Annotated in this window: 18 protein-coding genes and 1 pseudogene; 4 read left to right on the top strand and 15 right to left on the bottom strand. The window is 34.9% G+C overall.

Annotated elements, in window-relative coordinates; translation table 11 throughout:
- Nucleotide 1: 1 nt before the first annotated feature.
- The 10 genes from CER22_RS04960 to CER22_RS04925 form a co-directional block, all read right to left on the bottom strand.
- Nucleotides 2–691, bottom strand: coding sequence for an AAA family ATPase (locus tag CER22_RS04960; RefSeq protein ID WP_088608310.1), 690 nt, complete (start codon nt 689–691; stop codon nt 2–4).
- Nucleotides 692–693: 2 nt separating this feature from the next.
- Complete coding sequence (locus CER22_RS04955; RefSeq protein ID WP_088608309.1) at nt 694–948, bottom strand: hypothetical protein; 255 nt, start codon at nt 946–948, stop codon at nt 694–696.
- Between the two features lie 2 nt (nt 949–950).
- The gene (locus tag CER22_RS04950) at nt 951–1,502 is read right to left on the bottom strand and encodes a host-nuclease inhibitor Gam family protein (protein ID WP_088608308.1); all 552 of its coding nucleotides are present in this window, start codon (nt 1,500–1,502) and stop codon (nt 951–953) included.
- On the bottom strand, nt 1,480–1,761 hold the full coding sequence (locus CER22_RS04945; RefSeq protein ID WP_088608307.1) for a hypothetical protein: 282 nt from the start codon (nt 1,759–1,761) through the stop codon (nt 1,480–1,482). The genes CER22_RS04950 and CER22_RS04945 overlap by 23 nt, the downstream gene beginning before the upstream one ends.
- Entirely contained in the window at nt 1,761–2,108 is a 348-nt protein-coding gene (locus tag CER22_RS04940; protein ID WP_088608306.1) for a BC1872 family protein, read from the bottom strand. Before CER22_RS04940 ends, CER22_RS04945 begins: the two co-directional genes overlap by 1 nt.
- Nucleotides 2,109–2,124: 16 nt before the next feature.
- A complete protein-coding gene (locus tag CER22_RS32925; RefSeq protein ID WP_165915393.1) occupies nt 2,125–2,280 on the bottom strand; it encodes a DUF6906 family protein in 156 nt (51 codons plus the stop codon).
- 91 nt (nt 2,281–2,371) lie between these two features.
- Entirely contained in the window at nt 2,372–2,722 is a 351-nt protein-coding gene (locus CER22_RS04935) for a YqaI family protein (RefSeq protein ID WP_088608305.1), read from the bottom strand.
- Entirely contained in the window at nt 2,723–2,890 is a 168-nt protein-coding gene (locus CER22_RS32920; RefSeq protein ID WP_179211910.1) for a hypothetical protein, read from the bottom strand.
- An 80-nt stretch (nt 2,891–2,970) separates the two neighbouring features.
- The gene (locus CER22_RS04930) at nt 2,971–3,204 is read right to left on the bottom strand and encodes a hypothetical protein (RefSeq protein WP_016126418.1); all 234 of its coding nucleotides are present in this window, start codon (nt 3,202–3,204) and stop codon (nt 2,971–2,973) included.
- A 14-nt stretch (nt 3,205–3,218) separates the two neighbouring features.
- Nucleotides 3,219–3,488: a helix-turn-helix transcriptional regulator gene (locus CER22_RS04925; RefSeq protein WP_229143311.1), complete on the bottom strand. Its 270-nt coding sequence runs from the start codon at nt 3,486–3,488 to the stop codon at nt 3,219–3,221.
- A gap of 161 nt (nt 3,489–3,649) precedes the next feature.
- Here CER22_RS04925 and CER22_RS04920 point away from each other — a divergent pair, with 161 nt between their 5' ends.
- Nucleotides 3,650–4,306, top strand: coding sequence for a LexA family protein (locus CER22_RS04920; protein ID WP_088608304.1), 657 nt, complete (start codon nt 3,650–3,652; stop codon nt 4,304–4,306).
- Between the two features lie 9 nt (nt 4,307–4,315).
- Nucleotides 4,316–5,677, top strand: coding sequence for a recombinase family protein (locus tag CER22_RS04915; protein ID WP_256943713.1), 1,362 nt, complete (start codon nt 4,316–4,318; stop codon nt 5,675–5,677).
- 44 nt (nt 5,678–5,721) lie between these two features.
- On the opposite strand, the pseudogene CER22_RS04910 reads toward CER22_RS04915, so the two are convergent.
- From CER22_RS04910 to CER22_RS04890, 4 genes and pseudogenes are all read right to left on the bottom strand, one after another.
- Nucleotides 5,722–6,120: pseudogene (locus CER22_RS04910) on the bottom strand (DNA/RNA helicase); the annotation flags it as partial.
- 127 nt (nt 6,121–6,247) lie between these two features.
- Nucleotides 6,248–7,564 (bottom strand): C40 family peptidase, encoded by a 1,317-nt coding sequence (locus CER22_RS04905; RefSeq protein ID WP_088608301.1) that lies wholly within the window; start codon nt 7,562–7,564, stop codon nt 6,248–6,250.
- Nucleotides 7,565–7,816: 252 nt separating this feature from the next.
- A complete protein-coding gene (locus CER22_RS04900) occupies nt 7,817–8,131 on the bottom strand; it encodes a winged helix-turn-helix transcriptional regulator (RefSeq protein WP_088608300.1) in 315 nt (104 codons plus the stop codon).
- A gap of 172 nt (nt 8,132–8,303) precedes the next feature.
- Nucleotides 8,304–9,146, bottom strand: a complete 843-nt coding sequence (locus CER22_RS04890; protein ID WP_088608299.1) for a DegV family protein — start codon at nt 9,144–9,146, stop codon at nt 8,304–8,306.
- Nucleotides 9,147–9,385: 239 nt separating this feature from the next.
- Between CER22_RS04890 and CER22_RS04885 the strand changes: the two genes are divergently transcribed.
- Complete coding sequence (locus CER22_RS04885) at nt 9,386–10,021, top strand: YigZ family protein (protein ID WP_000926678.1); 636 nt, start codon at nt 9,386–9,388, stop codon at nt 10,019–10,021.
- A 74-nt stretch (nt 10,022–10,095) separates the two neighbouring features.
- The gene (locus CER22_RS04880; protein ID WP_088608298.1) at nt 10,096–11,229 is read left to right on the top strand and encodes an LCP family protein; all 1,134 of its coding nucleotides are present in this window, start codon (nt 10,096–10,098) and stop codon (nt 11,227–11,229) included.
- Between the two features lie 40 nt (nt 11,230–11,269).
- Here the strand turns inward: CER22_RS04880 and wecB are convergent, their stop codons facing one another.
- Nucleotides 11,270–12,385 (bottom strand): non-hydrolyzing UDP-N-acetylglucosamine 2-epimerase, encoded by a 1,116-nt coding sequence (wecB, locus tag CER22_RS04875; protein WP_088608297.1) that lies wholly within the window; start codon nt 12,383–12,385, stop codon nt 11,270–11,272.
- Nucleotides 12,386–12,412: the final 27 nt, after the last annotated feature.

The raw sequence follows: 12,412 nt of genomic DNA, 5'->3' as shown, positions 1-12,412 counted from the left end.
ATTATTTTCCTCCTTCATTAACTGTAGATGTCATTATTAATTCTTCTTGCACGCAACCTTGACGGTCATCTAATTGATTCTTCGCATATGTGCTATTGGTCGCACTTAGTACAAAACCACGCTCACCATCGCTCTTAACCATTAAACGCCCTACAACATCACATAATCCAAGAACGTTGTTCATGATTTTTTTATTGATTTGTGGATAGCTACGGTTATATTGTTGACCGCTACTATCAATGTATAAATCATCTGTTTCCCAAGCGGTCCATATTAGGTTTGCACCCAAATTCTTTAAGTATCGCAAACTATTAACCACTCGGAATTGCATATATTGATAATCTCCTTGAGATGGGACACCTTTATTTTTACCTTTACTTCCAAGATCAGATAATAAGCAGCGTTCTAATTCACTTATGTTGTCTACCACAATATTTTCGTAAACATTTTTATAATTCTTATCCAAATCAAGAATTAGCTTTTCCCACGCTTCCCATGTATTCGTATTTTCTACATACACAATGTCAATGTTTTCTTGACCTCTTAGTACCTTTGATGTACGATCCACATCTAGTACAAGTGTCTTTCCAGGAAAGTATTTAATAGATGTTGTTTTCCCCATACCAGGTGGGCCATAAATCAAATACGTTTTTTGTACATTTGTAATTTCACTGGCATTAGTTATTTGCATTTTTATACCTCCACAATTGACCGTCTTTTTATTCCAATAATCGGTTCCGTATATCCAGCAATCTCTAACTGTCTCTGAGCTTTTCTAAATACATAATCGATATTTTCATTTTCTTTTATGGATCCATCTGGATTTAAATGTTTATTAGGAATCCATACGTTTTGATTTGTTCCACCTAATGTGAATCGCTTTGCTGCATAGTTTTTGTAATTACGTTTAATAAGTTCTAGCCTTATCCCTTTGTAAACCTGAATCATTTCTAAACTTCCACACTATAAGAAATAGATTCAGGTTTAACCGTTACCCCTGGAACGATTTGTCCATCCTCATCCACAATTACTTTTTCATCACCGATTTTCTGGATTTTGAATTTTTTCTTTAACTCTCCCCATTTGATTTCAGTTTTAATGCAATCATCAAGTTCATTTTCAATGGCATAATCTAATAGTTTGGTTTCATCAGCCTTTTCCGGTGCTTCACTACTCTTTCGAGTCTTGGATTTACCGTAAGGTGTACTAATGGTTTTCTGCTTTGGATCCGCTGCAAGTTGTTCTGCATGATAACGTTGGATATGCCATTCAAAGAAACCAATGCTATCGTGGATGGGATTTAATTCACTTTTTTCCCAATTAGCAATACGTTCACGCTCAACATTTGCTAATTGTACAACCTCTTTTTCTTTATCTTTAAGAGCTGATATTTTACGAAATGCCCAGTTAAGACTTTCTAAATCACTAATTTCAAACTGTTGTTGCTCAGCCACTTGTAATTCATTTACTTCTGCTAATTCAATTGCTTGTAATGAGTTCATCGATATTACCTCCAAAGATATTTTTTATTTGGTTTTTAGTGTGAATAGAATAATAGGTTATGCCGTTTCGCTTAAAATTAGCTCGAAAAGGATAATCAGAACACTCACGTGTTACTACTTCCAAATCTCCTTTTTCGTTCAGAAGTTCTTCAAACAATTCATCAGTTACTTGTACTTCATTTCCAAAGATATTCATAATTCCGTTGTCATAAGCTTTGTTCGCGGCTTGTACATATTCTTCAATCGCTTTAATATCCATTACTGCCATTCCTCCCCTGCAGCTTTTAAGGCTGCTATGCATATGGCCATTGGAACAGTTTGTGCTTGCACTTCTATATCGCTGTATGTCCCATCGGTTTGCGAAACCGATACATTAACCCTATAAAAGCCATCACCATATCCTGTAACGCGCTCAATCGTATAAAAATCAAACTTCTCAATTATTAACCAAGCATCTTGAATGTTTGTACTAAACTTAGGTAATTGTGGATGAACAGCACCTATCGGTGTTTCTACCCACATTGCTTTCAGAATTGATGTTTCAGGTGGTTTAATCCATCCCATAACCTTTTCCGCGACTAATCCGTCAATTGGTTTATCGTTCATTTTTAAACCTCCTAATCTATGAATTTGGAATCATACGTGTTGCACCAGTAAAGCGATGTACCAGGTGCAATTCCTCATTTACCTTCTTAAAAATCAACCAATGTTCTGGATTTAATTTGTAGGACTGAATATGAATCTTTTCACGTTTATTTGGCTTCTTACCGTTCTTCACGCTTGTCCCTCCTTTACACGAAATCAATTCATGCTATAATGACTGTGAATATTTTTACTTAAATCACCTGTTGGCGCAGGTGGTTTTCTTTTTATACAGCTTTAAAACATTCAACATTTTGTTCCGAAATTAAGTATTCTGTTAGATTTCCTTCAAGTACGACATCCTGTCCAAACATAAAATACTTATCATCTTGCTGAATTTCACAACCATAGAAATCTTCAATTGGATGATCAGGTTCCTTAATCTTTTCCTCTTCAGGAATGTCTTCCACAAATATTGCATCGATATTACTAACCCCAATGTGGAATGGTACCTTTCCAGTTGCACCTTCATATTCAATTCCTGATAAAAAACCAAAGTTATTTTTAAATGTTTTAAATTGCGCTGCTGTAAAACTAACCTTTGCACCTGACTTAAAAATCAACGTTACTTCCTTCAATTAACTCACCTCCCTTCGAGCTGAAACCTCACGGTTCATTTCGTATATTCTGCGCTTTGCTTCTAATTCAGTAATAATTAACAACGCTGGATTATTACGCATCTCAGCACATTGCTGACGTACTTGAGATGCTTTCATTAATCTACTTGCGGATAATACTCCGTTCATTTTGTTCACCATCTTTCATCTATTTTTGATAAATAACGACTTCATTTTTCGACATTTTTAAGACAAAAAAATAAAATCCCCTAATCTGTTTTTTTGGTTGTTTTTTTACAGGTTATCCTCGTGTGTAATTTCCCATTTTCAACAAAAACTTCTCTATCATATTTCGACAAAACTTCTTCACGATTAATCGTTTCTACCTCGCCCGATACCCAGTAACCGGATCGAAGTAGAAACTCAGAAAAACCTTCTGGAATTGGGAACTCATACCCATCTAAAGTAATGCTCGTTACTTCAATACCTTCTCTGATTATCAAAATGTATCCCCTCTTCAAGTAGATAATTGAAATTCGCTATTTCTACTTAAAGTAGAGTTGGTATTAAAAAAAATTTGATCATAGCTGATTTCTAAAATCTCACATATCTTTTTCGCATTTCCTATAGTGACCTCGTCTGGATGTTCCTCCATTTTACGATAAGTTTGAACATGAACGTCAAGACTTTTGGCCATATCACGTTGCGTGATTCCTCTTACTAATCTCGCTTGTTTCAAAGTGAAAATCATCACTTTCACCTCTTTTCTTTTCGCTTGTAAACTCATAATAATCTACCTAAAGTAGAATGTCAACAATGAAAAACCGCTAGAATTCTACTTAATTCATTTGTTTTTCGATTTAAAAGTAGAATTTTTTCGACATTATATTGTATAAAATCTACTTTTAGTATAATATTATATATATAAAGTGTACGGAGGTCGCTACAATGAGCATAGGGAAAAATATTAAAAAACTAAGGGACAAGCATAATCTTAATCAAAAAGAAATGGGAGAAATCGCCGGTGTTTCAGATAAAGCTGTATCTACTTGGGAAAAAGGGTTAAAAGAACCAAGAATGGGAGCTATTCAAAAAATCGCTGATCATTTTGGAATTTTAAAAAGCGATATCATTGAGGATCAAGATGCTAAAGTCACTCACATTAGACCTAATCAACCTGAAATTAAAAATAATTGTAAAGCTGTTCCATTGCTTGGAGCAATATCAGCAGGCACTCCTCTTGAAATGGTTGCTGTGGAAGAATGGATTAATGTTCCTGTTGAAATTACAGATTGTCATCCTCATGCTTTTTTATTACGAGTAGTTGGCGATAGCATGAGTAAAGTAATACCACCAAATATGTTAGCGTTGATAGATCCAGATGTTGAAATTAAAAATGGAGATATTGCTGCAGTTGCGGTTAATGGATTCGATGCAACTCTAAAAAGATTTTATAAGTTCCAAGATGGAATTACTTTAGAACCTGAAAGTTATAATCCTGAATATAAAACACAATTTTTTGACTCTAAAACACAAGAACACACTCCTGTTGTAGTAAAAGGAAAATTAGTTTGGTATATGGCACCACTTAACGTTAAATTCTAATTGTAAGAGGTGATTGTTTTGACTAAAGCTGCTATATACATTCGTGTTAGTACTCAAGACCAAGTAGAAAATTATAGTATAGAAGTTCAAAGAGAACGGATAAGAGCATATTGTAAGGCAAAAGGTTGGGATATTTATGATGAATACATCGATGGTGGTTATTCAGGTTCTAATCTAGATCGTCCAGACATTAAAAGGCTTTTAAATGATTTAAAAAAAATCGATGTTGTTGTTGTATATAAATTAGACAGGTTATCTCGTTCACAAAGAGATACATTAGAATTGATTGAAGAACATTTCTTAAAAAATAATGTGGACTTTGTATCTATTACAGAAACATTAGATACATCTACACCGTTTGGAAAAGCAATGATTGGTATATTATCTGTATTTGCTCAATTAGAACGTGAGACAATTGCAGAGCGAATGAGAATGGGACATATTAAACGAGCAGAAAATGGTTTAAGAGGAAATGGTGGAGATTATGATCCATCTGGTTACACAAGAGTTGACGGACATTTAATATTAAATCCAAATGAAGCTAAGCATATTAAAAGAGCTTTTGATTTATATGAACAATACCATTCAATAACTAGAGTACAGGAAGTTTTAAAAGAAGAGGGATATACCATTTGGAGATTTCGAAGATATAGAGATGTTCTCTCTAATACTTTATATATAGGTCAAATAACCTTCGCTGGAAAAACATATAAGGGACAACATGAACCTATTGTTTCATTAGAGCAATTTAAACGTGTACAGGCGCTTTTAAAACGCCATAAAGGACATAATGCTCATAAAGCTAAACAAAGCCTATTATCAGGCTTAATAACATGTTCTTGTTGTGGTGAAAAGTTTGTGGCGTACAGTACTGGTAAATCCAAAGATATTGAATCCAAAAGATATTACTATTATATTTGTAGAGCTAAAAGATTCCCTTCCGAATACGATGAAAAATGCCTAAACAAAACATGGTCAAGAAAAAAACTTGAAGAAGTTATATTTGATGAATTAAAAAATCTAACAGTAAAAAAAAGCACTTCTCAAAAAAAAGAGAAAAAAATCAATTATGAGAAGTTGATTAAAGATATTGATAAAAAAATGGAGCGTCTTCTTGATTTATTCACAAATACTACTAATATCAGCAGACAACTTTTAGAAACAAAAATGGATAAATTAAATTTAGAGAAGGAGCATCTTATTCTAAAGCAACAGAGCTACGAACAAGAATTTTCAATCTCAAAAGATATGATTACAACAATTAATGAATCATTAGAAACAATGGATTTTAAAGCTAAACAAATTATGATTAATACTTTTATACAAGAAATTCACATTGATCATGATGTCGTTGATATAATTTGGAGATGACGTGTTTGACGTTATCTTTTTATGTATTCATTTCGGGCTATTCACACAGCCCAAATAAAAAAAGAGTCTTTCTTCTTAATAGCTTCTATAACACCTTGCGCTGCCAAATCCTGACCAGTAGACAAGGTCCCGTTCCACTGTAAAGAATTTAAGCCTTTTTCTCCTTTTCTTTCAGCGATCCCACGAACAAGTACAGCACATTCACTAACTCTCCCCATCGTTATACACTTTCGGCAATACGTACATACTTTACTGCACCTTTTACATAAAAATGATGCAAATAGCCGCTGCTCTATATTTCCGCAGCGCTGACACATATATTTAGAAGCCTTCTTTATTACACCTTGTACACATACGGCCTCTCTCTTCTTTTTCAAATCTTGTAATGTACCCCGTAAATCTGAAGAGAGTTCCTCTAATAGTAACTGTTTCCCTGTTAACATCAGCAACCACCTCCATCACTACTATAAACCCTTCTCATAATCTCGTAAAAAATCAAAAAAGCCGATAACCTACTTATAAAATAGTAAGCTATCGACTTTATACACATGTTTTATTCGTTTATAAATCCTAGAATCTACCGTATCCTAAGAAATGTTTTTGGTTGTAGCTACTGCTTAAGCTAGCGTAAGCAATCCCTTTATCACCAGCATGAATCATTTGGCCATTACCAACGTAAATACCGATGTGAGATGGACCTGGTTTATAAGTACCTTGGAAGAATACTAAATCTCCAGGTTGTGGGCTACTTACTTTAGAAACTGAATTCCAGTAACCATTAACATCTTGACGTCCTACACCGAAGACGTAAGAAATAAATCCACTACAGTCAAAACCACCGTTTGATGGAGATGCACTTCCCCAAACATATGGCATACCTAAGTATTGTTGTGCTTTACCAATTACGCCAGGAGCTGGAGCTGGGCCTGGTGTTGGTTCTGCTTTTTTCTCTTCTTTTTTAGGTGCTTCTTTTTTAGGTTCTTCCTTTTTAGGCTCTTCTTTTTGAGCTTGTCCACCATTGTTTGCTGGTGCTGCAGGTGCAGCTTGCTCTGCTGGTGCTTGTGCTGTAGGCGCTTGCGCATCTTTAGCAGCTTGTTCTGCTTGTTTTTGAGCAGCAGCTTCTTGTGCAGCTTTTTCTTGTGCTTCTTGTTCAGCAATACGTTGTAATTGTAGTGCTTGTTTTTCAAGATCTTTCAATTGACTTTCCGTACTTGTCATTGAAGTTACAACTGTATCCATTTTACCGCTTAAATCATTTACTGCTGTTGATTTTTTCGCTTTTTCAGCGTCAAGTTCTTTCTTAGCAGTTTCAATTTGAGCTTGTGCTTCTTTTAATTCTTTTTGCTTTGTTTTTACCGTTTCAACATCTTTTTTCACGTTCGCTTGATCTTCTTGTTGTGTTTTCATGATATCTTCGTCAGACTCAAGAATTTTAGAAACAGAAGTTAAACGATCAACTAAATCTGCAACGTTTTTAGAGTTTACAAGAACTTCTGTTACAACGTTCGTATTTGGTTGTTCTTGAAGTGCAACTAAACGTTTTCTTAATAACTCTTCACGTTTTGCAATTTTCGTTTGTAGTTCTGCAATATCTTTATTTTTATTTTCGATTAATTGCTCAGTATCCGCAACTTTTTTCGTTGTTTCATCAAGTTTTGAAGCATTCTCTTGAACAGATTTATCCAAACCTTGAATTGTTTTGTTTAAGTCATTCATTTGTTTTTGTAATACATCACGTTCTTGTTGTTGTTTATGTAAAGTGTCATTTTGTGTATTAATTTGTGATTTCACGTCAGAAATTTTATCTTCTGCAAATACATTTGGTGTTAGTCCTGAAAACATTAACCCTGCAACTAATGCGCAAGATGCCATTTTTAGCTTTTTCATTTTATTTTTTACACCGCTTTCTTTTGTCTTTTTTCCGTATATAACCTATAAAATTTATACCATAATTCGGGATTTTTTTTGCTAATGTTACGCTATTGTAAAACAAATGTAATATTATATGTAACTCTATCGCAAAATATGCATATTTTTGTATATATGTGTAGAATTTTAAAAGCTTTTTATAAGCAAAGAAAAAACGCAAGGTTTCCCTTACGTTTTGTTAAATACACTAATACGAATGAAATCAAAACGTTATTTCATCCATTGCTCAGCCCACTTTTGGACTTCATCCATAACACTTTCTAATGCTTTCCCTTTTTCAGTTAAGCCGTACTCGATTCGAACTGGTACTTCCGGATAAACATTACGAACTACAATGCCTTCGCTTTCCAATTCCTTTAAACGCTCTGATAACATACGATCGCTCATATTCGGTATAATATCTGCGATTTCTCTAAAACGTTTTGACTCTTCAAGCAAAGATTTAATAATTAAGCCAGTCCATTTTTTACTAAGCAAAGTAAAAGCTGACTCAAACTTTGGACATAAACAAGAATTATGCTCCATATGTTTCACCTCTCTTCTATTATAATATAGTTTCTTGTAAAAAGTAAGTTATAAAACTTTCCTCATTATTTTATTTTACGCACATTTTATAATTTCCAAATATTAACTTGTCAACTACACGTAAAATATCCGTAAAAAAACCCTCTTCAAAAAGAGAGCTTTTTATATCTTATTACTTCGTATACCATCCAAGACCTAGTGCACCTTCACCTAAATGCGTACCAATTACAGCACCGAAATAACCTGTGCGGATTGTAACATGGGGATATTTTGCTTCTAATTCTGCCTTCCATTCATTCGCTTCCTCTTCACGTTGTGCATGAATGATAACTGCTTCCATAGGTACACCTTGACTTGCTTGCTCATCAAAAATTTCAACAATTCGTTTTAACGCTTTTTTACGTGTACGAATCTTTTCAAATGGAATAATGATTTTATCTCTAAAATATAAAACTGGCTTCACTTGTAACAAACTACCAATGAAAGCTTGTGCACTATTTAATCGTCCTCCACGTTGTAAATGATGTAAATCATCCACTACAAAATAAGCGTCCATCGTTTTCTTCATTTCATCAAAACGGGCAACGATCTCTTTCGGATTTTTTCCTTCGCTTGCTAGCTTTGCACCTTCACGTACATAGAATCCTTGTACTTCACAACTAATTTCAGAGTCGTACGTATATACATCAATACCCTCTACCATTTGCCCGGCTGTCGTTGCCGTTTGATATGTACCACTAATCCCACTTGAAAGATGAATGCTAATAACCGCATCATAATCCTTAGATAGTTCTTCAAATAACTCAACAAACTTTCCGATTGCTGGCTGAGAAGTTTTCGGAAGTTCTTCTTGCTCACGTACTTTTACATAGAAATCATCTACTGAAATTTCAGCTTCTTCTTGATAAGATTCCGTTCCAAACACAACGTTTAATGGAATCATATATATATTGAGTTCATCACGAATATGCTTCGGTATATATGCTGTACTATCAGTAACAATAGCTGTTTTCATTTGCGTACCTGCCTTATAAAAAAGTTTTTATTCCCTAAGTTTACACGAAAACTAAAAATGGTGCATCCATACATAAAAATGCCGATTTGAAATAATACTTACCATCTCGACAAATTACAACAAAAAGTTGAAATACTCACCAAAAATTTTAACTTATTTATAAAAAATGTTTGAATATAAAAACGCTCGCTTTTAAAATGTAAAGTACTAGTCATTTTGGTAGATAGGGGCGTATACGAGTGTTATTACAATATTTAACAATCAAAGACTACGGTGAGCACGAAATTGTCATTCAAAAATCAAGATTTATTTGTTATGTTAGCAGAGCTACAACCGAAGCAGAAGCTCAAGAATTTATACAAAAAATAAAAAAACAAAATTGGAATGCCACACATAATTGTTCTGCGTATTTGATTGGCGAACAAGATCAAATCCAAAAAGCAAATGATGACGGAGAACCTAGCGGTACAGCTGGCGTACCTATGTTAGAGGTACTAAAAAAACGCGGTTTAAAAGATACCGTCGTTGTCGTTACACGCTATTTTGGTGGCATCAAACTTGGCGCAGGTGGATTAATTCGCGCATATGGAAAATGTACAAGCGAAGGCATTAATCATGTCGGTGTTGTTCAGCGAAAACTAATGCGTGTTATGCAGACCGAAATTGATTACACATTACTTGGCAAAATTGAAAATGAATTACGTAATTCGAAATATGCCATTAAAGATATACATTATCTCGAAAATGTCACATTTGATACGTATGTAGAAGAAGACGGAAAACAAGCATTCACAGATTGGATGATTGAGTTAACAAATGGGAAATGTACAATTACAGAAGGAGATATGTTGTACTTAGAACAAGATGTTATCTAAGAATAACTACATCCTCACCTTTAAAGATTAATGTAGTGAATTACTTTCCTACAAATGAACTAAGGAGATTATATATGGAAGAACGTTATTATCATCTCCAAAATAGCAGAATAAAAAAGAAACGAAGAAGAAAGTTTTTCTACTTCCTTATTTTCGTATTTTTATTTGGTGGTGTAGGACTTTATATATTAAATTCCTACTCTTCTCTCATGGGGATGTATAGTGGTTTTACTCGTCAAAAATCGGACTTGAGAACCGAAGATGTAGAAATTACAAAGGAGCCTTTTACACTCCTCATTATGGGTATAGAAGATTATGCAACGGACGGTCAAAACGGTCGTACAGATTCATTAATGTTTGCGACCGTCAATCCTAAAACTAAAAAGATTTCGCTTATGAGTATCCCTCGTGATAGTCGCGTTCCAATTGTTGGTAAGAACAAAGAGGACAAAATTAACGCTGCGCACGCTTACGGCGGAGAAGAAATGGCAATCAAAACTGTCGAAGGTTTTCTAAAAGTTCCTGTAGACCATTATATTAAAATTGATTTCCAAGGCTTTAAAGGAATTGTTGATGCTGTTGGCGGTGTTACTGTTGATGTCCCATTCGATTTTTGGGAGCGTTCAGACGTGGATTACTACAAAAAAATCGAATTTAAGCAAGGACAACAAGACTTAAATGGGGAAGAAGCACTCGCATACGTACGTATGCGAAAGCAGGATCCAAACGGCGATTATGGTCGGGCCGCTAGACAAAGACAATTACTAGCCGCTGTTGCTCAAAAACTAAATTCAGCCTCTACCGTATTTAAAATTAAAGATTTAACAGCAGTCGTTGGAAAATATATAAAAACTGACATTCCTATTTCAGACGGACTGGCTCTTTACAATAAACTATCTGGATTTGATCCTTCTACAATGCAAACGTTCAAACTTGAAGGAGAAGACAAAAAAATAGGTGGTATTTATTACTTCCTTCCAGATCCAATCGGTGTAGAGACAGTACGTAACGAAATTAAAAAAGAATTAGGAGAAACAGCAAACACTCAAGAAAATCCAACTACAAAAACCGAATCAAACCATTCTTCAAATTCTAACTCTGACGAAAAGGCAAAGAAAGAAACGAATCAGAATCAGAACAAAGCACCAACTGAACCACCTCCTTCTACGAATGCTCATGCAGAGTGGATTATGAGAAATCAGCAATAACAAAAAGAGCCAAATCGCATATGATTTGGCTCTTTTTTATTTACTTATTAAAGTGTTGTAAAATTGCTTCTACAATGCGCTCTGATGCACGGCCATCACCGTAAGGATTAGATGCTTTTGACATCTTATCATGAGCTTCTTTATCTGATAACAACTCATCAGCAAGACCAAAGATTGTCTCTTCGTCTGTTCCTGCTAATTTCAATGTACCTGCTTCAATACCTTCTGGGCGCTCTGTTGTATCACGAAGAACAAGAACCGGTACACCAAGTGACGGCGCTTCCTCTTGTACACCACCAGAATCAGTTAACATTAAGTATGAACGAGCTGCAACATTGTGGAAATCAATTACATCTAGCGGCTCAATTAAATGAATTCGGCTATGATCGCCTAAAATATCATTCGCTGTCTCACGAACAACTGGGTTCATATGAACCGGATACACAACTTGTACGTCTTCATGCTTATCAACAAGACGTTTAATTGCACGGAACATATTACGCATTGGCTCTCCTAAGTTTTCACGGCGGTGAGCTGTCATAAGTACAAGACGATCGTTTCCAAGTGTCTCTAGTACAGGATGACTATATGTTTCTTTTACAGTCGTTTTTAGTGCGTCAATCGCTGTATTCCCTGTTATGAAAATGCGTGACTCATCTTTATTTTCTTTCTGTAAGTTCGTTGCTGATTTTGTTGTAGGTGAGAAATGAAGATCTGCCATGACGCCTGTTAATTGGCGATTCATCTCTTCTGGGTATGGAGAATATTTATCCCATGTACGAAGTCCTGCTTCAACATGCCCTACTGGAATTTGATTGTAGAAAGCAGCTAAACTCGCAATAAATGTTGTCGTTGTATCACCATGTACAAGTACAATATCCGGCTTTGCTTCTTTCATTACTTTATCCAAACCTTCTAAACCACGCGTTGTAATATCAATTAAAGTTTGGCGGTCTTTCATAATATTCAAATCGAAATCTGGCGTAATTCCAAAGATACTTAATACTTGGTCTAACATTTGACGATGTTGCGCTGTTACAGTCACAATCGACTCAATTTTTTCTGGATGTTTTTGCAACTCTAACACAAGAGGTGCCATTTTAATTGCTTCTGGACGTGTCCCGAAAATTGTCATTACTTTTAAACGTTCAGTCATTTCATTGCCTCTTTTCTTTCACTAGTT

Origin of the sequence: Bacillus sp. K2I17 (assembly GCF_002209985.1) — a bacterium.
In the GTDB taxonomy this organism is placed as follows: Bacteria; Bacillota; Bacilli; order Bacillales; family Bacillaceae_G; genus Bacillus_A; species Bacillus_A wiedmannii.
This window is presented reverse-complemented; position numbering and strand designations above follow the sequence as displayed.

Coding starts and splice junctions, on each gene's coding strand:
- CER22_RS04960 (WP_088608310.1), bottom strand. CDS start 691: ATGCAAATAACTAATGCCAGTGAAATTACAAATGTACAAAAAACGTAT.
- CER22_RS04900 (WP_088608300.1), bottom strand. CDS start 8,131: ATGGAGCATAATTCTTGTTTATGTCCAAAGTTTGAGTCAGCTTTTACT.
- CER22_RS32920 (WP_179211910.1), bottom strand. CDS start 2,890: ATGAACGGAGTATTATCCGCAAGTAGATTAATGAAAGCATCTCAAGTA.
- CER22_RS04925 (WP_229143311.1), bottom strand. CDS start 3,488: ATGAGTTTACAAGCGAAAAGAAAAGAGGTGAAAGTGATGATTTTCACT.
- wecB (WP_088608297.1), bottom strand. CDS start 12,385: ATGACTGAACGTTTAAAAGTAATGACAATTTTCGGGACACGTCCAGAA.
- CER22_RS04955 (WP_088608309.1), bottom strand. CDS start 948: ATGATTCAGGTTTACAAAGGGATAAGGCTAGAACTTATTAAACGTAAT.
- CER22_RS04880 (WP_088608298.1), top strand. CDS start 10,096: ATGGAAGAACGTTATTATCATCTCCAAAATAGCAGAATAAAAAAGAAA.
- CER22_RS04950 (WP_088608308.1), bottom strand. CDS start 1,502: ATGAACTCATTACAAGCAATTGAATTAGCAGAAGTAAATGAATTACAA.
- CER22_RS04905 (WP_088608301.1), bottom strand. CDS start 7,564: ATGAAAAAGCTAAAAATGGCATCTTGCGCATTAGTTGCAGGGTTAATG.
- CER22_RS04890 (WP_088608299.1), bottom strand. CDS start 9,146: ATGAAAACAGCTATTGTTACTGATAGTACAGCATATATACCGAAGCAT.
- CER22_RS04920 (WP_088608304.1), top strand. CDS start 3,650: ATGAGCATAGGGAAAAATATTAAAAAACTAAGGGACAAGCATAATCTT.
- CER22_RS04940 (WP_088608306.1), bottom strand. CDS start 2,108: ATGAACGATAAACCAATTGACGGATTAGTCGCGGAAAAGGTTATGGGA.
- CER22_RS04945 (WP_088608307.1), bottom strand. CDS start 1,761: ATGGATATTAAAGCGATTGAAGAATATGTACAAGCCGCGAACAAAGCT.